21 protein-coding genes are annotated in these 21,247 nt (G+C 44.9%); 11 read left to right on the top strand and 10 right to left on the bottom strand.

Annotated features, from left to right (window positions below; all coding sequences use genetic code 11):
• Window positions 1-63 precede the first annotated feature (63 nt).
• Complete coding sequence (locus C1S74_RS04495) at window positions 64-300, bottom strand: TIGR02647 family protein (protein ID WP_038873668.1); 237 nt, start codon at window positions 298-300, stop codon at window positions 64-66.
• Between the two features lie 299 nt (window positions 301-599).
• Between C1S74_RS04495 and focA the strand changes: the two genes are divergently transcribed.
• Window positions 600-1,460 (top strand): formate transporter FocA, encoded by an 861-nt coding sequence (focA, locus tag C1S74_RS04490; protein WP_038873665.1) that lies wholly within the window; start codon window positions 600-602, stop codon window positions 1,458-1,460.
• Window positions 1,461-1,518: 58 nt separating this feature from the next.
• On the opposite strand, the gene C1S74_RS04485 is transcribed toward focA, so the two are convergent.
• Together C1S74_RS04485 and C1S74_RS04480 are read right to left on the bottom strand one after the other, a co-directional pair.
• Window positions 1,519-1,656, bottom strand: a complete 138-nt coding sequence (locus C1S74_RS04485) for a hypothetical protein (protein ID WP_095759865.1) — start codon at window positions 1,654-1,656, stop codon at window positions 1,519-1,521.
• A gap of 255 nt (window positions 1,657-1,911) precedes the next feature.
• Entirely contained in the window at window positions 1,912-2,706 is a 795-nt protein-coding gene (locus C1S74_RS04480; protein WP_045402363.1) for an ABC transporter permease, read from the bottom strand.
• Window positions 2,707-3,170: 464 nt separating this feature from the next.
• Here C1S74_RS04480 and torE point away from each other — a divergent pair, with 464 nt between their 5' ends.
• From torE to C1S74_RS04460, 4 genes are all read left to right on the top strand, one after another.
• Window positions 3,171-3,350 carry a trimethylamine N-oxide reductase system protein TorE gene (gene torE / locus C1S74_RS04475; RefSeq protein ID WP_005450728.1) on the top strand — a complete coding sequence of 60 codons (180 nt, stop codon included), beginning with the start codon at window positions 3,171-3,173 and terminating at the stop codon, window positions 3,348-3,350.
• Between the two features lie 50 nt (window positions 3,351-3,400).
• Window positions 3,401-4,585, top strand: coding sequence for a pentaheme c-type cytochrome TorC (gene torC, locus C1S74_RS04470; RefSeq protein ID WP_038873660.1), 1,185 nt, complete (start codon window positions 3,401-3,403; stop codon window positions 4,583-4,585).
• A 25-nt stretch (window positions 4,586-4,610) separates the two neighbouring features.
• On the top strand, window positions 4,611-7,073 hold the full coding sequence (gene torA, locus C1S74_RS04465; RefSeq protein WP_038873657.1) for a trimethylamine-N-oxide reductase TorA: 2,463 nt from the start codon (window positions 4,611-4,613) through the stop codon (window positions 7,071-7,073).
• 199 nt (window positions 7,074-7,272) lie between these two features.
• The gene (locus C1S74_RS04460; RefSeq protein ID WP_045402360.1) at window positions 7,273-9,012 is read left to right on the top strand and encodes a glycoside hydrolase family 36 protein; all 1,740 of its coding nucleotides are present in this window, start codon (window positions 7,273-7,275) and stop codon (window positions 9,010-9,012) included.
• Window positions 9,013-9,086: 74 nt separating this feature from the next.
• Here the strand turns inward: C1S74_RS04460 and C1S74_RS04455 are convergent, their stop codons facing one another.
• Entirely contained in the window at window positions 9,087-10,301 is a 1,215-nt protein-coding gene (locus C1S74_RS04455; RefSeq protein WP_045402358.1) for a putative manganese transporter, read from the bottom strand.
• Between the two features lie 207 nt (window positions 10,302-10,508).
• On the opposite strand from C1S74_RS04455, the gene C1S74_RS04450 reads away from it, so the two are divergent.
• Window positions 10,509-11,414 (top strand): manganese-dependent inorganic pyrophosphatase, encoded by a 906-nt coding sequence (locus tag C1S74_RS04450; protein ID WP_038873640.1) that lies wholly within the window; start codon window positions 10,509-10,511, stop codon window positions 11,412-11,414.
• 77 nt (window positions 11,415-11,491) lie between these two features.
• The gene (locus C1S74_RS04445; RefSeq protein ID WP_005437260.1) at window positions 11,492-11,881 is read left to right on the top strand and encodes a DUF2750 domain-containing protein; all 390 of its coding nucleotides are present in this window, start codon (window positions 11,492-11,494) and stop codon (window positions 11,879-11,881) included.
• A gap of 94 nt (window positions 11,882-11,975) precedes the next feature.
• Here the strand turns inward: C1S74_RS04445 and C1S74_RS04440 are convergent, their stop codons facing one another.
• The 6 genes from C1S74_RS04440 to pspF all read right to left on the bottom strand — a co-directional run bounded on the left by C1S74_RS04440 (window position 11,976) and on the right by pspF (window position 18,523).
• Window positions 11,976-12,758 carry a peptide ABC transporter ATP-binding protein gene (locus tag C1S74_RS04440; RefSeq protein ID WP_045402355.1) on the bottom strand — a complete coding sequence of 261 codons (783 nt, stop codon included), beginning with the start codon at window positions 12,756-12,758 and terminating at the stop codon, window positions 11,976-11,978.
• A complete protein-coding gene (locus C1S74_RS04435; RefSeq protein ID WP_038873632.1) occupies window positions 12,755-13,750 on the bottom strand; it encodes a peptide ABC transporter ATP-binding protein in 996 nt (331 codons plus the stop codon). Before C1S74_RS04435 ends, C1S74_RS04440 begins: the two co-directional genes overlap by 4 nt.
• Window positions 13,750-14,637, bottom strand: a complete 888-nt coding sequence (locus C1S74_RS04430) for an ABC transporter permease subunit (RefSeq protein ID WP_038873629.1) — start codon at window positions 14,635-14,637, stop codon at window positions 13,750-13,752. The genes C1S74_RS04435 and C1S74_RS04430 overlap by 1 nt, the downstream gene beginning before the upstream one ends.
• A complete protein-coding gene (locus C1S74_RS04425; RefSeq protein ID WP_038873626.1) occupies window positions 14,624-15,586 on the bottom strand; it encodes an ABC transporter permease in 963 nt (320 codons plus the stop codon). The genes C1S74_RS04430 and C1S74_RS04425 overlap by 14 nt, the downstream gene beginning before the upstream one ends.
• Window positions 15,586-17,205, bottom strand: a complete 1,620-nt coding sequence (gene sapA, locus C1S74_RS04420) for an ABC transporter substrate-binding protein SapA (RefSeq protein WP_042601836.1) — start codon at window positions 17,203-17,205, stop codon at window positions 15,586-15,588. Before sapA ends, C1S74_RS04425 begins: the two co-directional genes overlap by 1 nt.
• Window positions 17,206-17,512: 307 nt before the next feature.
• Window positions 17,513-18,523 (bottom strand): phage shock protein operon transcriptional activator, encoded by a 1,011-nt coding sequence (gene pspF, locus C1S74_RS04415; RefSeq protein WP_045402353.1) that lies wholly within the window; start codon window positions 18,521-18,523, stop codon window positions 17,513-17,515.
• A 233-nt stretch (window positions 18,524-18,756) separates the two neighbouring features.
• On the opposite strand from pspF, the gene pspA reads away from it, so the two are divergent.
• The 4 genes from pspA to C1S74_RS04395 all read left to right on the top strand — a co-directional run bounded on the left by pspA (window position 18,757) and on the right by C1S74_RS04395 (window position 21,246).
• Window positions 18,757-19,428 carry a phage shock protein PspA gene (pspA, locus tag C1S74_RS04410; protein WP_038873620.1) on the top strand — a complete coding sequence of 224 codons (672 nt, stop codon included), beginning with the start codon at window positions 18,757-18,759 and terminating at the stop codon, window positions 19,426-19,428.
• A 14-nt stretch (window positions 19,429-19,442) separates the two neighbouring features.
• Entirely contained in the window at window positions 19,443-19,676 is a 234-nt protein-coding gene (gene pspB, locus C1S74_RS04405; RefSeq protein WP_038873617.1) for an envelope stress response membrane protein PspB, read from the top strand.
• Window positions 19,669-20,058, top strand: coding sequence for an envelope stress response membrane protein PspC (gene pspC / locus C1S74_RS04400; RefSeq protein ID WP_038873614.1), 390 nt, complete (start codon window positions 19,669-19,671; stop codon window positions 20,056-20,058). The genes pspB and pspC overlap by 8 nt, the downstream gene beginning before the upstream one ends.
• A gap of 156 nt (window positions 20,059-20,214) precedes the next feature.
• Window positions 20,215-21,246, top strand: coding sequence for an efflux RND transporter periplasmic adaptor subunit (locus tag C1S74_RS04395; protein ID WP_045402350.1), 1,032 nt, complete (start codon window positions 20,215-20,217; stop codon window positions 21,244-21,246).
• Window position 21,247 lies beyond the last annotated feature (1 nt).

Here is a 21,247-nt window from a genome sequence, read left to right as displayed (position 1 = left end):
GTGTATAAGAGACAGCCGAAAAGGGTGGCTTTTTACTAAGAAGATTGGAACAAACTTGTGAGATTACTCTGCTGAAAGAACTCGAAGGATCTTGTCGGCATGTTCTGCAACTTCGATTCCTTCGTCGGTTAAATAACCACCATCAGGCTGAGTGCATAGTTGTTTTTCGTATAGGCGGGCAACCGCTGCCTGCATGTCTTCTGAAGCTTCTTTATGGACTTTAATGCCCGTAGCTGCACTGGTTAAGTCGAATTGAAGAAGTAGGTTCAGTTCGGCGATGTGGTCAGCTGAATATTTCATAGGTAATTCCTTTGTGCTTTTTTATCCAAGCTAGTCTGAAAACTTAGGTTGAGCAATAGAAAACCGTGAGAAGTGTTAAGTGTGGCGCTATCGGCCTGATATAACGCGGAATTTTTATTCGATGGTAAACATCGCTCCCAAATATTAATGATGGTTAAGACAAGAACTCATAGTTGAGTTTTATCGATCACTCTCTCGGCAACAACAAATTTAGTAAACATGAAAAATAGCCCTTGAAAAACTCTGGAAATGGAGCGATTATCCGCGCCTCGTTAATTGTTTCTAAATGTTACACTTCCATGAACTTCAATCAGTTTGACTCACTCTTACCACCTCAGGCTGCTGAACGTGCCGCCGAAGTAGGTGTTGGCAAAGCGACTAAAGCCCCAATGAAGTCTTTTCTGCTCGCTATTTCAGCAGGTCTTCATATCGGTATCGCTTTCATTTTCTATACAACCGTTACCACTGGTGCGGGCGATATGCCTTGGGGTATTACTCGCTTAATCGGTGGTTTGGCTTTTAGTCTTGGTCTTATTCTAGTCGTGGTTACAGGTGGTGAGTTGTTTACCAGTTCTGTACTCACACTGGTTGCACGCGCAAGCGGCAAGATTTCATGGAAAGCCTTAATGAAGAATTGGCTGGTTGTGTACTTCGGTAACATGGTTGGCGCAATATTGCTGGTGGTATGTATGTTGATCACTAAGCAATATATGTTCGATGGTGGCCAAGTAGGTCTGAATGCGATGGCTATTTCTCAGCACAAACTGCATCATGGCTTCTTCCAAGCGATTGCGCTGGGCATCATGTGTAACGTTTTAGTTTGTATCGCGGTTTGGATGACCTTCAGTGGTCGTACGCTAACAGACAAAATTGCCGTTATGATTCTGCCTGTAGCGATGTTTGTATCAGCAGGTTTTGAACACTGTATTGCAAACATGTTCCAAGTGCCGATGGCGATTGGTATTAAATACTTCGCTCCAGAATCGTTCTGGCAAATGACAGGCGCGAATATCGCAGATTATGCAGATTTGAATATGGTTGGCTTTATTATGAACAATCTTATTCCTGTAACGATTGGCAATATCATTGGTGGCGGTGTCTTCGTAGGCATGTGGTATTGGATGATTTATCTACGCGATGAAGATAAGCACCTTAAATAGAATTGAAAAAGGCAAGCCAACTTGGGCTTGCCTTTCTTTTATCTGCCGTTTGAAAGGGTTAGATTAACTCTTCGTTAATACCAAACTCCTTCGGATTCCAGTGAGACGTTATTTCTCCCGGCTCTTGTACCAACCAGTCCACTGGTGAATCTGACAGCAATTCATCTGCGTTTTCCTGCATGATTAACTTATCCATAGTGACTCCTCCCTTTGTGGTTAACTGCACTCTAGAGTCTCCATATGTCAGTTGAATGACTGCTTTATGACCATTTGGGGCCGTGGGAGATAATGGCTTCTAATTGATGTTATGTTTCTGGTTGCTTATGGGTTTTAGTGGTTTATCCACATTTTCTGTGGATAACCTGTCTTAAAGATCGTGTGTATCTTTTTGGAACAAGAAAAATTCATAAAATGAGACGCTTATGTGGTCATGTATTCGCCATTCGACTAGTTAATCCTTGTTGATAAACTTAACTTTCACGCGACCTTCTCTTGTTTGTACACAGCTCAATGTCATTTCCAATGTAATCGCAACAGACACACTTAGCATGACGAAAATCGCCAACATGATTACCAATTGATACTTAATTGCCACCATTGGGCTAGCTCCACCAAGGATTTGGCCTGTCATCATCCCAGGAAGGGTCACTAACCCTGTTGTTGCCATAGAGGCGAGGATTGGGGCAAGCGACTTACGTAGTGCTTCTTGAAGGAAAGGGAATGACGCGTATTTTGGTGAAGCGCCAAGTGAGATAGCGGCTTCGTACTCGGATTTTCGTTGTTCAAACGCAGTGAATAGGTTTTGCAAAGCAACAATATTACTACTCAAACTGTTCCCTAACAGCATGCCAGCTAAAGGAATTAAGTACTGGGCGTTGTAGAAGGGGACCGGTTTTACCAAGCCTAAGATTATGCCAGCGAGTAGGGGAAAAAGGCTGCACGTTAAGCCTGTGATGAGAGGGAGCATTAGCGGTCTTTTGGGAAGGTTCGCTTTGCCTACAATCGAACTCGCCCCAACGACAATCATGACCAACAACCAGACAAGATTCACAGTTAAGCTATTCAGTTTAAATAGGTACTCAAGATAAACACCCACTAAGAGCAGTTGTACGGTCATACGGGCAACACTGATGGCAGTGTCTTTGGCTATGCCTAATTTGTATCGAGCATTAATGGCAAAGGGAACGATAAGGATCAAACTAAAAAGTGCGAGCTCAAACCAATTAATATCTACAACTTGATTCATAAATGTTCCCTCAAAAACAACGCTTTGATTCTAACGAAGTAGTATGGGTTTATGAATTGCTAAGCTCTGTTTTTTTGCAAACTCATCGACAAAAAAGTCATTCGGATTCTGTGAATTTTTCTTAACATAACGTTCACAAGGTATTGTCTTTAGTCGAAAAAATAGCGGTTTAGTAGCACGAAAAAATCCATTTAAATGTAAACAAAGTTATCTTTATGTTGTATCTTTAACAAGGTTGCAAAAGACTTATTTTTTCACATCTGTTAATAATTTTAAATAAAGAATATCAATCAAACACATCTCTGGATGAGCTCAAAAAAGTGTTGGATAACAAGGTATGAAGCATCAGATTTGATTGAACCTTACTGATAGTATGGTCTAACATTTTCCAATAGAGATTGTAAAAAACTTAAGCTTGGTAAGACAGGCTTTCCAATAACACTAGATACAAAATAGGCAAATGTATGAGTGATGTTAACAAAATTGAGAGTGGCGAAAAACGCTCACTGGAGTGGAAGTCTTTCCTCTTCATTGCAGTTGTTCTCTTCCCAATTCTGAGTGTGGCTTTCGTAGGTGGCTACGGATTTATTGTTTGGGCACTTCAAGTGTTCTTCTTTGGTCCCCCAGGTGCGCACGGCATGTAAGCCAGTGAGCTCATAACCACACTTTAGAAAAGATTTTAAGAGAGCAAATAATGAAATCATTAATCATTAAACTGTGGCGTACTATGACGCGCCCGGCAGTTCATATCAGCCTTGGTGTGCTGACTATGGGCGGTTTCATCGCTGGTGTTATTTTCTGGGGTGGCTTTAACACAGCCCTAGAAGCAACCAACACAGAAGAATTCTGTATCAGCTGTCACACAATGCGTGACAACGTATACGTTGAACTACAAGACACTGTTCACTGGAAAAACCACTCTGGTGTTCGTGCAACTTGTCCTGACTGTCACGTTCCTCATAACTGGACAGATAAGATCGCTCGTAAAATGCAAGCGTCTAAAGAAGTATTTGCACAAGTATTTGGTAACTACGATGAACCAGGTGTTTTTGAAGAGCGCCGTATCGAACTTGCTAAACACGAATGGGATCGTTTCTCTGCAAACAAATCTCTAGAGTGTAAAAACTGTCACAACTACGACTCTATGGATTTCGAGCAAATGTCTCCAACAGCTCGCATCCAAATGAAACAAGCTGCTGAAAAAGATCAGAGCTGTGTTGACTGTCACAAAGGCATCGCGCACAAACTTCCAGCTGGTATGGACAGCATCGGTGGTATTGTTGGTGACCTAGAAGGTATGGCATCTAACACAGATTACGGTGTAGGTCAGGAGCTAGTAAGTGTTCGTCACTTACCAATCTACTTCGACGATAAAGGTGCGAAAGAAGCAGGTCTTCTAAACCCAGCATCAACAGTGAAAGTTCTTGAAGAAAAAGGCGACTACGTTGAAATCGAAATCGACGGCTGGCGTAAAGCGAAAGGCTTTGGTCGTGTAATCCAAGAAGACTTCGGTAAAAACATCGCAGTAGCTTCTCTACTTAAAGACGCTGCAACAGACGCTGACGTTGTAACGGCTGGTGAGAAGAAAGTGGATGAGCTAACAGGTCTTCCTTGGGAAAAAGTGGCTGCGAAAGTATGGATCAAGAAAGAATCTATGCTGAACGACATCACGCCTGTATGGGAAAAATCAGCAGAAGCATACAAAACAAACTGTTCAGTATGTCACACACAACCAGCTGAAGCGCACTTCGATGCGAATACATGGCCAGGTATGTTTGACGGTATGCTAGCGTTCGTTAACCTAGATACAGACAGTGAAGCACTGATCTTGAAGTACCTACAGAAGCACTCTTCAGATTATGCTGAAGGCCACCACTAATAAGCGTCGGATTGGAGTAAATTAAATGGCTATTACACGAAGAAGTTTTCTTAAAGGTGTAGCAACCACAAGTGCAGCGTCAGTTATCGGTCCAAGCTTATTGGCTTCAGCATCTGCAAATGCAGCTGAGACTACGGGTACTTGGAAAGTAACAGGTTCACACTGGGGCGCGTTCCGCGCCCACATCTACGCGGGTAAAGTTCAAGAGATCAAACCGCTAGAACTAGATAAGAACCCAACAGAAATGTTGAACGGCATCAAGGGCATCATTTACAGCCCATCACGTGTTCGTTACCCAATGGTTCGTCTAGATTGGCTTAAAAAGCACAAATACAGCGCGGAAACGCGTGGTAACAACCGTTTCATCCGTGTTACATGGGATGAAGCTCTAGACCTGTTCTACCGTGAGCTAGAGCGTGTTCAAAAAGAATACGGTCCATGGGCTCTACACGCAGGTCAAACAGGTTGGAACCAAACTGGTGCGTTCAACAACTGTACTGCACACATGCAACGTGCGGTAGGTATGCACGGTAACTTCATCACTAAAGTAGGTGACTACTCTACTGGTGCGGGTCAAACCATCATGCCTTACGTACTTGGTTCTACAGAAGTATACGCACAAGGTACGTCTTGGTCTGAAATCCTAGAGAACTCAGACAACATCGTTCTTTGGGCAAACGACCCAGTGAAAAACCTACAGGTAGGTTGGAACTGTGAAACGCACGAGTCATTTAAGTACCTAGCGCAACTGAAAGAAAAAGTAGCGAAAGGTGAGATCAACGTTCTATCTGTAGACCCAGTGAAGAACAAGACTCAGCGTTACCTTGAAAATGATCACTTGTACATCAACCCGCTAACAGACGTAGCATTTATGCTTGCTGTTGCGCACGTGTTGTACAATGAAGACCTATACGACAAGAAGTTCATCGAGACTTACTGCCTAGGTTTTGAAGACTTCATCAAGTACGTTCAAGGTGAAACGAAAGATAAAGTTGTTAAGACGCCTGAGTGGGCTGCACCTATCTGTGGTGTGAAAGCGGACAAGATTCGTGAATTCGCACGCATGTTAGTAAACGGCCGTACACAAATCCTGATGGGTTGGTGTATCCAGCGTCAAGAGCACGGTGAACAACCATACTGGGCAGCTGCAGTTGTGGCAGCAATGGTTGGCCAAATCGGTCTACCAGGTGGCGGTATCTCTTACGGTCACCACTACTCAAGTATCGGTGTACCTTCAACTGGTTTCGCGGGCCCTGGTGGTTTCCCTCGTAACTTAGACACAGGTATGAAACCGAAGTGGGATAACAACGACTTTAACGGTTACAGCCGTACTATCCCTGTTGCTCGTTGGATCGACTGTCTTCTAGAGCCAGGTAAAGAGATCAACTACAACGGTGGTAAAGTTAAGCTTCCAGACTTCAAGATGATGGTGATCTCGGGTAACAACCCATGGCACCACCACCAAGATCGTAACCGCATGAAGCAAGCATTCCAAAAGCTTCAGACTGTGGTAACTATTGAGTTTGCGTGGACTGCAACATGTCGTTTTTCTGACATCGTTCTACCAGCTTGTACTCAGTGGGAACGTAACGATATTGATGTATACGGTTCATACTCGAATAAAGGTTTGGTTGCTATGCACCGCCTAGTGGATCCATTGTTCCAATCTAAGCCAGATTTCCAAATCATGAGTGAGTTGACTCAACGCTTTGGTCGTCGCGACGAGTACACTCGTGGCATGAGCGAAATGGAATGGATCCGTAGCCTGTACAACGATTGTAAGAAAGCGAACGACGGTAAGTTCGAGATGCCAGAATTTGAAGAATTCTGGGAACAAAGCGTATTAGACTTCGGTGAAGGTAAGCCTTGGGTTCGTCACGCTGACTTCCGTAAAGATCCAGAAATCAACCCACTGGGTACGCCTTCTGGCTTCATCGAGATCACTTCTCGTAAGATCGGTCGTTACGGTTACGAACATTGTCAAGAACACCCAATGTGGTTCGAGAAATCAGAACGTTCACACGGTGGTCCGGGCTCTGACAAACACCCGTACTGGCTTCAGTCTTGCCACCCAGACAAGCGTCTGCACTCTCAGATGTGTGAATCTGAAGATTTCCGTGCTACTTACGCTGTTCAAGGTCGTGAGCCTGTATATATCAACCCTGCTGATGCGAAAGCGAAAGGCATTAAAGATGGTGACTTGGTACGCGTATTTAACGACCGTGGTCAGCTTCTTGCAGGTGCGGTTCTGACAGACAGCTACCCACGTGGTGTTGTGCGTATTGAAGAAGGTGCATGGTACGGTCCACTAAACGAAAAAGTTGGTGCAATCTGTACTTACGGTGACCCGAATACACTAACTCAAGACATCGGTTCTTCTGAGCTAGCACAGGCGACTTCTGCGAACACATGTATCGTAGACTTCGAGAAATTCACTGGTAAGGTTCCACCAGTGACTTCATTCGGTGGTCCAATCGAAGTTGCTTAATAACAGCACTAAGCTTTAAATGAAATACCAGCCTTCGGGTTGGTATTTTTTTAACCAAAATTTCAGTGAGCATTCTCTCAATACTTATTTGATATAATTAGGAACGATGTCGATTCGTGACGTTGATAACGATTTGGGGGAGAGAAGCAAAGGATAATGAAGGAAACAACACAATAATAATCAAGTGAGTAGATTTTCTATGGCTCAAACTATTCAATTGGCCAATCACACTGAAATCACGGTGATGGATAACGATCTTCAGTTCGAAGTCGTTGGTAACCAACTGCACTTTTCGTTTGCGGGGATTCATAACAAAACCTACAGCGAACGAGAAGTACTATTTGAAATGCCTTTCTTATATGAGCAAGGAGCGACCGTTGTCGGTGACGGCTTCCAGATGCTCGCTCAAACTTCGGGCACCATTTCTCACCCCGTCGATATTGGCCGCTGTCCTGATAACAATGCGTCGTATCGAATCTATCCGGAACATGCGCCAAAACGTTACTACAACTATCTCGTTGTAGAAGATGCTGCAGGCTATACCTTGTTTGGTTTCACCTCATGTCATCGTTTTGCGGGTTATTTTGATGTTGTTCAACATGGTGATCATTGGATTCTATCTGCTGTTCTCGATGGTGAAATGACACAAGTGGCCGATTGGGCGCACAATACCCTTGAATCTGTTGCCGTTTTACGTGGTGATTCTCTGTCTGAACTCTACGCTGAATACAGTGAGATGATTGCAGAACATCACTCCGTGCGTAATTGTGTTTTACAAGATGCGCCAATTGGGTGGTGTTCTTGGTATGCGTATTATGCGGAAGTGACTGAAAATAACGTCCTAGAAAACGTTGAATGCATGCAAGATAAGCTGTCTGAGCTTGAATGGGTATTGTTGGATGATGGCTACCAAGCTTTCATGGGCGATTGGTTAACGCCTTCGGATAAGTTCTCTGGTGGTGTAAAAGAGCTTATTCATAATATTCGCGCGAAGGGCAAGAAGCCCGCGATCTGGATGGCACCATTCATTGCCCAACCAGAATCAGAAATCTTCAAAAAGCATCCTGAATGGTTTGTGCGTCACGAAGACGGAGACCTCCTGAAAGCTGAAGATGTCACCTATGGTGGTTGGCGCTGTACACCATGGTACATTCTCGATACTTCAAACCCTGAAGTTCAAGATCACTTAACTTACGTCGTATCTGTCATGCGAGAAGAGTGGGGTGTTGAGCTATTCAAATTAGACGCAAACTATTGGGGCACTTTAAAAGGTAAGCGCAGTCAATCGGGCGTAACCGGTGTAGAAGCCTACCGCATGGGGATGGAAGCGATCGCCAAAGGGGCAGGGGATACATGGCTATTAGGCTGTAACGCGCCAATGTGGCCTTCTTTGGGCTTAGTCGATGCAATGCGTGTGTCTGACGATGTCGAGCGCCATAGTCATCGCTTTGAGCAAATCGCTAAAGAGACTTTCTTCCGCAGTTGGCAACATCGTAAGTTGTGGCAAATCGACCCTGATTGTGCGACGTTTACTTCACTTCCAAACCAAGCCGCTTCCCGAGAAGACTACCAATTTCATCGCAATGCTCTATTAGCTTGTGGTGGCTTACTGCTTTCTGGTGACCCTTTGCCAGAGATTACGTCATTTGCGAGTAAGACACTCTCTAAACTAATGCTGCGCCAGCGTCGAAATCAAGAGGCTGCCAAGTTTACTGCGCTAGGCTTAAATCACGCATTTTTGCCGCTGACCTCCAAGAATGACCTACATTGCTTGTTTAACTACACCAATGATGAACCTATGGAATTTACCCTCATAGCCGACCAACCTACCGATTGGTACGATTTTTGGACCGGTGAAAAAATCAACCAAGAGCCGTGTCAACTACTGCTCATCAGTTTAGATAAAGGGCTCAACGCAAAAGCGGTTGTGACGGCTTAATTTAGCGCGTTACTGAAAAGCAAAAGAGCCTCAACTGAGGCTCTTTTTGTATCCAATTGCATTCGATTTGAAGGTTAGTATTCGAATAGGAAGAAGAAACCGTATCCGACAATCAAAGCGGGTATTGCTGAGTAGATAGTGGCGACGAGCGCAGCTTTCGGAGCCATGGCAATCGCAGGGAACAAGGCGTCGCCATCATTAGAAATCGCGTTTGAAAGCTGTGCCGATAATGGTGCAGCGCCTGAAATATATAGGCTGGTTACCAAAATTTGTGGACCACAGCCGGGTAATAAACCAATCGCTAAGCCAAGTAGTGGCATCCATATTCCCCAACCGGAAAAGGTTGTGCCCAAGTCTAAACCAGAGAAGTATGTGGTGAGCTCAAAAGCGAGGAAAGCCAATATTACCCATGCGCTCACAAAGTTTGTGTCTTGTGCGGCTTTCTGAATTGGGTGAGAGTCGACGATTTTGTCATCTTCGGATACCGTCGATTTGTAATCACCGAGTTCTTTGGTCATCGCCCACAAAAACATACTGACAACCGCAAATGTCGCACCTAACCATTCCATACTGTTTTCTTTGAGGCCAAGTAATTGGTTTGTATCCACTTGGAACGAGCCGAGAACGGCAATGATACTTGCAGGTATGAGCAGCCATTTCCAGAATGCTCCTTGAAGATTGATAGCACGCTGCTCAATCGGTGTGTGGGTTTCACCATGACTGCGGCAACATTGAGTTTGACGAGAATCTTTTTTTTGCTTTGGGCGCAAGAAGTCATCAGCATGGAACGCGTTTACTACCCATCCAGATAGTGCGCCGACGACAATGCCTAACGCGATCACACCAAAACCTGTCGCAGGCTTAGCCGCAAGCAACAAGAACGCCGCATCGCCCATCGTCGACGTTAAAACCGCAACGATTGCTCCAAAGCCAACGCGACCACTGATGAACTGAGTGGTAACAACAATAGCACCACCACACCCAGGTAGAGCACCAAGGAGTGCAGCAAAGAAAATCTGATGACTACGTGAACTGTGGTAAAGCGAAGTGAGTCGATTCGTCTTTGACATGAAGTTCGAAAGGTAATGGTAGATAGCTAATGTAGCTGCAACATAACAAGAGACCGCCCAGAATGAATCAGATAGGGTTGCGACGGTGACTTCTCTTGTAGTTTCACTGGCTAAGAGCGCAAGCAATACGATAGGCAGCAGTAGCCGTTTGTATGCCAGACGAAATTGAGTTGGCTGCAACAATTGATGAGCAGAGTGGAAAATTTTAGCTGCGTTCATAATAGACTTAAATGCAAATGGGAATGATTCTCATTATATAAAAGTGAGAATTATTCGCAATAGGCGGTAACAACTTTTCTTCGTGTCAATTTCCCTCAAATCAGGTAAAGTAAGCGCCTTTGTGAGCAAACCCGCTTCCAAGGTGCAATTCGTTATGCAATTCACCCTTTTAGGAAGCGCATCAAACTGACTTGAATAGGAAGAAACATGATTCTAGTTGTAGGTCATAAGAACCCAGACAGTGACAGCATCTGTAGTGCACTAGTTGCAACTGAACTTCTAAAGGCGCGTGGTACTGAAGCGATGCCAATCCGCCAAGGCGAAATTAACCGTGAAACTCAGCACATCCTTGAAGTGGCTGGCGCAGAAGTTCCTGAACTTCGCACTTCAGTCGCGGGTGAAACTGTTTGGCTAGTAGATTACTCAGATCTAGCGCAAGCACCAGACGATATTGCTGAAGCAGAAGTTGCAGGTATTGTTGACCACCACCGTCTAGGTGACGTGATGACAGTAAACCCAATGGAAGCATGGATCTGGCCTGTTGGTTGTACTAACACAGTACTGTTCAACATGTTCAAGATTGAAGGTCACGAGATCAAGCCTCAAATCGCTAAACTAATGATGTCAGCTATTCTTTCTGACACAGTAGGTTTCGCTTCTCCAACTTGTACTCAAAAAGACAAAGATGCTGTAGCTGAGCTAGCGGCTATTGCGGACGTACAAGATGTTGATGCATTCACTAAAGATCTTCTAATCGCTAAGACAAACATCGAAGGTCTATCTGCGGCTGAACTTGTTGAAAAAGACCTGAAAGGTTACCCATTCAACGGTCGTGATGTAGTAGTAGGTCAGGTTGAACTTGCGACTCTAGACCAAGTTGACGGCATGATCGAAGCACTAGAAGCGGATCTAGAAGCACGTTGTGCAAACGACAACCTAGCATTTGCTGCTGTTATGCTAACAGACATCACTACTGCGCAAACTCGTCTTCTTTACAAAGGTGAGTGGGCTGAGAAGCTTGTTAAGCACGAGAAAGACGGCATGCTAATGATGGAAAACACTCTAAGCCGTAAGAAGCAAGGCTGGCCTTGGCTTCAAACTGAGCTTGTGTAATTTCATTATTACCAACGTATACTTTAAATGCCCGCCTATAGGTGGGCATTTTTCTATGGGAAAATAGGAGACGAGAAATGTCCGAAGCATTAACCCAAGAGCAGATGGATACCATCAACCGCTACAATGAAGAGCAGCGTTTGAAATACTGTGTGAAAGAGATTGTCGCAAACCGCAAAGTGTGGATTCTAAAGGATGAGCACGGCTGTGTGATGCTGAACACCGAAGACGACGATTGTGTTCCAGTATGGCCAAATGAAGAATTCGCACAGCAATGGGCGACGGGTGATTGGGAAGAGTGCGAGCCAGAAGCGATCTCGCTGAACAAATGGCACAGTCGCTGGACATCGGGTCTAGAAGATGACGAACTGTCTGTTGTGGTGTTCCCAAACCAAAATGAAGAAGGCGTCGTGCTGTTTCCTGACGAGTTTGATTTCGAGCTTCGTAAACAAGAGAGCCGTCGTTAATTGACGCGTTTATGATCCACTGTATAGATACGTTAAAGCCTGCTGTGATAGCAGGCTTTTTTTGTTTTTTGATCACTGTCTGTGTTGCCGACTTTTAGTGTGTTGGAGCTTTATAGAAGTGGCTTTCCACCAGCCGCTGGGTAATCGCATGCTCTGGGTTGGTGAGTACTTGATTGGTTTCACCAAATTCTACTACTTCACCTTCGTGCATAACCATGACCTTATCAGTAATGTGCTTCACTATGCCAATATGCTGTGATACGTAAACGAAAGACAAGCCCATCTCTTCTTGTAATTCTAGGAAGAGATTAATGATTTGCGAGCGCATCGCCATGTCTAAACCGTTTAATGCCTCATCGGCAACAATGATGGAAGGTTGTAGAATCAAGGCACGAGCGAGACACACACGCTGTTTCTGACCTGCTGCCAGCATCTGAGGGTAGAAGTAAGCATGCTCCGGAAGCAAACCTACACGAAGTAAGGTTTCTTTTACACGTTTCATGCGTGCGTCTGGTGGCATGTTCGTGTTTCGCTTTAACGGACCTTCCAAGATTCGACCAATCTGAATGCGCGGATTCAATGAGGTATTTGGATCTTGAAAAATCATGCGGATCAGCTTACAACGCGTCGAATAGTCTTTGTGTTCTAAGCGCTCACCATTAACGCGAATCTCACCAGAGCTTGGTTCGACAACGCCAGCAAGCATGCGCGCTAACGTTGACTTGCCAGAACCATTTTGACCAATAAAGCCGATAGTTTGTCCAGGCTCTAAGGTAAAGCTCACCGGCTTAACTGCTTCTTTGACTGTGCGTTTAAACAGACCTGAGCGCGTGACGAACTCTTTCGATAGGTTATCGACTTCAAGCAACGCACTCATGAATGTTTCTCCGTATTCAGTGGGAAGTGACAGCTAAATTTATGGTTTTTGATACGTTTAGTATGTGGAATTTCGACGCATTGCCTCTGAGCATAAGGGCAACGAGGTCCTAAGCGACAACCGATCGGCAGATGCTGCAGTGGAGGGATAGAACCCGGTAGAGATTGCAGCTTTTGCTTGTGCGGAATCCAGTCGTTAAAGTCAGGCATGGCTTTAAGCAGTGCCGCAGTATAAGGGTGCTTGGGAGCGGCGACCAACTTCTCTGTATCAGCTGATTCAACGGACTGCCCACAGTACATTACCGTAATGCGATTTGCCCACTGAGTAATGGTGGTTAAGTCGTGACCAATCAGCACAATCGTTGTGTTGTTGAGTTGGTTCATGCGGCTCAGCAAACGCAGAATTTGAGATTGAGTAATCGGGTCTAGATCGTTGGTTGGCTCATCAGCAATCAAGATTTTTGGCTTGGTTGCAATCGCCATCGCAATCATGACTTTTTGACATTCACCATCGGTCAACTCATAAGGATAACTGCCCATCAAACGACGGTGATCTTTGATACCCACTTTATGGAGTAGGGCAACTGCTTGCTTCCTGCGCCACTTGAAGCGCTCCCACCATTTACCTTCAAACGATCGAGAAGGGATGGATTCAATTAACTGTCTTCCGACTTCTTCCGACGGATCCAAACAAGTCGATGGCTCTTGGAAAATCATCGCAATGTCACGTGCAATCACACGACGGCGCTCTTTTGGCGTTAGCTGAAGCAGATCAATATTGCCAAGACGCATTCGGTCTGCGGTCACTTTCCAGTTGTCTTTACAAACACCCACGATAGCCTTTGCAACCAAACTCTTACCGGAACCAGATTCACCAACCAGACCACGAATTTCACCTTCATTCAAGGTAATGCTCATGCGATCAACGGCTTTGACTAAGCCCGATGGTGTTTCAATTTCAATGGTTAAATGTCGAATATCTAATAATGGCATTATTCGATCCCCGCATTGAGTGCTTGGCGTACACCTTCACCCACTAAGTTTAGAACAACAACGGTAAACATAATGGTCAGACCCGGTAAGGTAACTGTCCAAGGTGCGATGTATATCAGTTCAACAGAGTCACCCAAGATCGCACCCCATTCCGTACTTGGTGCTTGTGCGCCTAAACCTAGGAAACCAAGCGCAGTGATATCTAGAATGGCGACCGAGAGTGCCAGGGTTATTTCTGCAGCGATGACTGTTAATACGTTCGGTAGAATCGAGTTCCAAAGCAAGTAGAAGTCGTTAGCGCCATCCAAACGGGCAGCCATGATGTAGTCTTTTTCGACTTCGGTGTGCACGGCGATGTAAACCGAGCGGATAAAGCGTGGAATTAAAGCCAGACAGATCGCCAAAAGGATATTGAACTCACCAAAGCCCAAAAACGCCACAAAGATAATCGCCAGCAGTAATGATGGAATGGACATGACTGTGTCGAGCAAGTGGTTAAGCGTACTGGATAGCAGACCTTTGGTCATGCCCGCTAATACACCAATAATACAGCCGATGAACGCGGCAATAGCAGTAATTGCTACGGCAGCACCAAAGGTGAGCTGAGAGCCCATAATTAAACGAGATAAGATATCGCGACCTAGGTCGTCAGTACCTAAAAAGTAATCGACGGTTCCGGCTGGCGCCCACGAAGGCGGCACTAACAACTCGCCAGATTGAGCTTGTGGATCGTAAGGCGCTAAAATAGGGGCCAATATGGTGATTAAGACAATAAAGCCAAGGCACCAAAGACCAAACATTGCCAAACTGTTCGCGCGGTAACTGCGCCAGAATCGTTCAAACTGGGTTGGAATGCGCTCTTCCTGATAAACGTTATTTGTTAGCATACCATTCCTTTCTCACCAGAGGGTTAATCATGGCACCAATCAGATCCGATAGGATATTGGCGGTTAAAACAAGCGTCGCTAACACCATGACACCTGCTTGGATGGAAGCGTAATCTTGATTTGCAAGTGCATCCAATAACCAACGTCCAATGCCCGGCCAGTTAAAGATAGATTCGGTAATGATCGCCAAGGTAATCATGCTCGAAAGCTGAACGCCAACTTTTGGGATGATAGGCGGAATCGCATTCCGAAGAACGTGTTGAGTGACGATCTCACGGTTGGATAAACCTTTAATTCGTGCGGCGCGAATGTAGTTTTGACTCATCACTTCTGCCACTGATGCACGCATCAAGCCAATGACTTGTGTTGTTGGTGTCAATGCGAGAACCAAACAAGGCAGGATCATATGCTCAATCACGCTTTGTAACGCGTGAGCACGGTATTCACCTTTGGCCATAAAGGCATCAATAATTGCAAAGCCTGTTACATGGTCAATTTCGTAAAGTAAGTCATAACGACCCGCCACAGGGAATACGTGGTATTGCAGAGAGAAGACCATAATCAGCATCAGGGCAACCCAGAAGATTGGCGCCGAATACCCTGACATAGAGACAAATGAGATGCTGGTGTCTAGCCACTTGCCTTGTTTCATGCCTGCTACGGTCCCCAAAGGAATACCAATTAATAGTGAAACAACGAAGGCGAAGAAACACAACTCTAACGTCGCAGGGAATACGACCGCGAGCTCATCATAGATTGGGTTCCCATTCTTACTGATACCAAAATTAAGATGTGAAAGCTCAACAAGGTAGCTTTGCCAGCCTGACCAAAACTCCACGTTTGCCCAGTGTGATGTTGGATCAAGACGTAGCAAAGAGAAGCCCACTAAAGTGAGGATCATCAAAGTGATGACAAAGAGATTAAGACGTCTTACGGCGTACCAAAACATTAATGAACTCTCTCAACTTTATCAAAAGGTTGTGCATTGAAAGGGCTCGATTTAAAGCCTTTCAACGATTTATCGTGCACACGGAATTGAACGCCGTGAGCTAATGGAATGACAGGAAACTCTTCATTGAGAATATTCTGCGCTTGGCGATACAAGTTTAAACGATAACGTTGTTGCTCGGTTTCTAATGCCAGATCCAACAAGAAATCGAAGTCGTCGTTACACCACATGGAAACGTTCAGGCCAACACGTTCAGATTCACAAGAAAGCAGAGGGCGGAAGAAGTTATCAGGATCGCCCGTATCACCAATCCAACCTGTTAGCAGTAAGTCAACATTATTGATGTTTTCGAGCTGAGTTCGTTCAAAGCGATCATCGGTTAGTAGTCGTACTTCGACGCCGATATCAGCAAAGTTCGCCTGAATCAACTCAGCGGTTTTACGTGGACTTGGATTGAAGGCTCTAGGTTCTAGCGGCACCCACATGGTTAATTGCAGACCTTTCTCATACCCAGCCTCTCGCAGCAACGCCAATGCGTAATTACGATCATAACGGATCTTCACGCTGTCTTTCTGGTATGCCCATGAGTTCGGCGGCAGTAGTGTATAAGCTTGAGTACCCGTGCCGTAATATACGGAATCAAGGATATTTTGGCGGTTGATAGCAAGGTTGAGAGCTTGACGAACTCGCGCATCTTTCAGTGCCGGATGACCAGTATTAATCGCGATAAAAGAGACGTTATTAGCAGGCGTTGCGGTTAATTCAAGGTGCTCGGTTTCTTGTATGATTGGAATTTGGCTAGAGATTGGCGAAGCAAGCACGTCACATTCATTGCGTAAAAGTTTTGCCAACGTGCCAGTACCACGATGTGAAATATCAAACACGACCTGTTCCATTTTCGCAGGCGTTTTCCAGTATTTAGGGTGACGCTCCAAACGAATCAAATCATTCACTTGGTATTCTTTTAACTGGTAAGGGCCGGTACCGATAGGTAACAAGTCAATTTGTTCTTTTTCGTCTTTGGCCGCAAGTTGTTGCCCATATTCTGCTGACAGCAGCACGGCGTGGCTGGTGGCAATATTGGCTAAAAAGGCAAAGTTAGGTTGAGAGAGAACAAACTTAACGGTGTAGTCATCAAGAGCAATCACATCTTGCACGAGATTTTGGAAGTCTAAACCTGCAAACCATGGATAAAAACCACCACCGACGTCGTGAAACGGATGGTCTACATCAATGATTCGCTTGAAGCTGAATACCACATCTTGTGCATTAAATGGACGAGAAGGGGAGAACCAAGGAGTTTTTTGAAATTGCACGTCCTGCTTTAGGTTAAAGGTGTATTCCGTACCTTCCTCATTTACAGACCACTTTTCTGCAAGGTTTGCAACTGGTTGGTGAGATTTAGGATCGAGTGTAAGCAGCGTATCGTATAGCTGAGGGCTAAGTGCTTCGGCAGTGATGCCGCTGTCAATGAGCTGAGGGTTAAACGTGGTTGGTTTACCCTGCCCACAAAACACAAATCCATTCTCACGAATATCATTGTGATCGATTTCGTCACCACAAGCGGTGAGTAAGCTAATCCCGATAAGGCTCAGCGATAGTTTGATAAAAGCTTTCATAATATGAAATGGTCATTGGATCTTGCTTGTTTCTATGCGGTTGAAGGCGAAGAGTGACAAGCGAAAATGATCTCGCTAATTTATCACCTTTGCTAACTCGCTCCAAATACAAAATCGTTGAGTCGCAGGGTGTTAGATCAAATTACCGCATCATTTACTGATAATGACCAAATTTGCCTCTTGAGTGCTCGCTACTATGTATTATTCCAGTCGTCATGAAGTTCCGCTCAATTTCCCCTAATTCGATAAAGGGGGCTGTGTTTTAGTATAGTGAGCGATTTAAGGATGATGCATTCACGTCATAGACTTAGCTTTGTCCAACCAATCCGTATTTTCTTACCATCCCCCTAAGTTGATGGTAACTGAGTCCAAGTAAGTCCGCTGCTTGTCGTTGATTAAATTTGGCCTCTTCTAATGCGCGGTTAAGAAGAGTGATGTCTTGTTCTTCTTGCCATTGTTTGTAGTCCAGCGGGAAGTTAATCGTTGGACCAACATGAGGTTGCTCCGTTTCCTGCTCTCCTTGTTCTGAAGAATGACCAAGTGTGTTTTCCCAACCGGTTTCAAATGGATTAAACACCAAGTACTCGATTGGATCGGCATTGAGTCCGTGGCGATAAATGGCTCGCTCTATTACGTTCTTGAGTTCACGCACATTACCAGGCCAAGCGTAATCCAATAGCGACTGTTGTGCTTCTTCTGTAAAGCCAACAAAGTATTCCAGTTGCAACTCACGACACATTTTTATGGCGTAGTGCTCGGCGAGAGAAAGGATGTCTTCTTTGCGTTCTCGCAAGGGTGGCAACATGATCACATCGAAGGCCAGTCGGTCGAGCAAGTCCGCGCGAAAATCACCGCGCTCTGCCAATTGTGGAAGGTCAGCGTTGGTAGCACACACCAAACGAACGTCTGCAGTTAATGCGGTATGGCCGCCTACACGCTCATACTCGCCGTATTCGATTACTCGCAATAGTTTTTCTTGTACCAAAAGCGGGGCTGTCGCGAGTTCATCGAGGAAAAGCGTGCCCCCTTCAGCCCGCTCAAAGCGTCCCTTGTGTTTCCCTTTCGAACCAGTAAATGAACCAGATTCATGGCCAAAAAGTTCAGAATCAATCAAGCCTTCGCTTAATGTCGCACAGTTTAGAGAAAGCAGTGGCTTATCCCAACGTTTTGATAAATAGTGTAAACGTTGTGCGATGAGTTCTTTACCTGTGCCTCGTTCTCCGATTATGAGGACTGGTCGTTCAATCGGCGCGATTTGTGATACTTTATCTAACACAGAGAGAAAGGCGGGTGATTCACCGATTAGGTTCTGCTTCATAAAGTCCTTCTTATTTTTTGTCTGACCATGATTTACAGTATTGAAGTTGGTGAAATTTACCAACTGTTGGTAAAAAACATCATAGCATATCAGTGTGCTACAACAACAAAATGATTAACTTGTTGTTTAGTAAAGAAAAATAAAGTTGGCATACTACTTGATATAGGTAAAGGGAGACACAAGGTAAATGACCACCTTGTCGAGTTTAAATAGGAAGAAAGAGGAGTTCCGTTATGGGTATTTTTTCTCGTTTTGCAGATATCGTTAACTCAAACATCAGTGCATTGCTAGACAAGGCGGAAGATCCTGAAAAAATGATCCGTCTTATCATTCAAGAAATGGAAGACACACTTGTTGAAGTGCGTACCAACTCGGCTAAAGCGATTGCAGACAAAAAAGAGTTGGCTCGCAAAGTGGAAGCACTAGAAGAGCAAATCACTGAGTGGGGCCAAAAAGCGAGCCTTGCACTAGTAAAAGAGCGTGAAGATTTAGCGCGTGCTGCTTTGATTGAAAAGCAGAAACTTGAGCACGTAATTAAAGGCCTTCACACTGAGCAAACACTCGTTGAAGAAACCATCGAAAAATTGACAGGTGAAATCGGTAAGTTGGAAGCCAAAATTACAGAAACTCGAGCGAAGCAACAAGCGCTTGCGATTCGTAACCAAACGGCTTCTAACCGACGTGATGTTCAAAAACAATTGCACGCAGGTCGTACAAACGAAGCGATGGCAAAGTTTGAACAATACTCTCGTAAAATTGATGAGATGGAAGCAGAAGCGGATCTTTACGCAAAGACTGGTAATGCTAAATCGTTAGACCAAGAGTTTGCAGAGCTGCAAGCACAAGATGAAATTGAAAAAGAGTTGGCAAAACTGAAAGAACAGATGTCATCGAACGATAAATAAGAAAGGAGCCATTCATGTCGACATTTATTATTACTGGACCATTGATTGTCTTTTTAATCTTTGTCGCTCCACTATGGCTCTTCTTACACTATCGCAGCAAACGCAAAGCAGATAGTGCACTGTCGGGCCAAGATCTAGAGCGTCTTCAGGTACTGTCTGAAAAAGCGGAGGCGATGCAATCTCGCGTTGAAACATTGGAGCGTATCTTAGATGCAGAATCCCCAACGTGGAGACGAAAGTATGATTAAACGAGAGCTGTATCGCGACCCTGTTAATGGCAAAATCTCCGGTGTGTGTGCCGGAGTCGCGAACTACTTTGGTGCGGAAGTTTGGTTGATTCGGATCGTCGTGATATCGGCAGCGTTACTGGGTGGTACTTTTCTCGTGTTGCTGGCTTATATTGCAATGACATTCATGTTGGAAAAGCAGCCCGTAACTTATACTGAGAATATCAAGTCACGCCAAGAGCATACGTTGAAGAGCAAACCATGGCAGAAAGGCCAGAGCCCAGACCAACTGTTGAGTGTTTTAGAAAGTGACTTTAGCCGCCTTGATGGAAAAATCCGTAGTATGGAAGCGTATGTCACATCCGACGCATATCGCGTAAACAGAGAATTTAATAAGCTCTGATAATTAATTATGATTTTATTGATAAAGCAGGCTTCGGCCTGCTTTATTTTTGTCTCAAATTGCTATTTTTAAAGAATTTTTTTGCTCCGATGCTCTAGAAGAACACCATAAATTCATCTACCTTAAAAGGAATGGATCTTAAATGGATGAATTAACATGAGAAAAGCGCTCATTCCAATCGCTGTCATGACGGTTCTCTCTGGGTGTGGAAAAGAGCTACCACCAGTCCCAGAACCGGAATCTCGGCCCGCTAAACTCTTTACGGTCACTGTAGGCAATGCACAGTTTGAAAGACACTTTCCTGCCACTACAGAAGCCGGAGACCGAGCCGTTCTCGCATTCCGAGTGCCTGGTTTGCTTCAATCGATCGAAGTCAATGCCGGACAAATGGTGAATAAAGGTGATGTGCTTGCCGTACTCAACCCTGACGAATACTCGCTACTCGAAAAACAAGCCCGAGCAAATTACACCCTTGCTGATGTTCAATACGAACGCTCGAAAAAGCTTCGTAAAGAGCAAGTGGTTTCGGAACAAGACTTCGATGCGGCGAAAGCCAATCACAATTCAGCGAAAGCTCAGTGGAACCAGGCCAAAGCTAACCTGAGGTACACAAAGCTTGTTGCGCCTTACGATGGCACGATTTCGTATCTGCCAGCAGAAAACCATGAGTATGTGGCGGCAAAAGAAGGCGTCATGAATATTCAAACCAATCAAGTCATGAAGGTGTTGTTCCAGCTTCCTGATCATCTACTCAGCAAATTCACACAGGGTGCGAATGCTTATGCATCAATGACATTTGATGCGTTTCCTGAGCGCGCTTTTGAGGTGACATTCCAAGAAATTGATACCGAAGCCGATCCTAAAACTGGCAGTTACAAAGTCACAATGGTAATGGAGCGTCCTGAGGGCGTTGGCATCCTACCAGGAATGTCCGGTAATGTTCATCTTGTGTCTGAAAACGCGGGTGCGACTAAAATTCCTGATTCAGCCCTGTTTTCCGAAGATGGCAAAACCTGCGTTTGGCGTGTTAATGATCAAGGCATTGTTGAAAAAGTCTCGGTTTCTTTGAACGACAAGCAGCAAGTTGAAAAAGGGCTAGAGGATGGAGATCAAATCATCATCTCCGGTGTCAATGTCATTGAGCCGGGTATTAAGGTTCGTGAGTGGGTTAAGGAGCGAGGATTATAGT

This window comes from Vibrio hyugaensis (assembly GCF_002906655.1).
GTDB classification, from domain to species: domain Bacteria; phylum Pseudomonadota; class Gammaproteobacteria; order Enterobacterales; family Vibrionaceae; genus Vibrio; species Vibrio hyugaensis.
The sequence above is the reverse complement of the archived record's forward strand: the minus strand, read 5'-3'. Positions and strand labels throughout refer to the sequence as shown.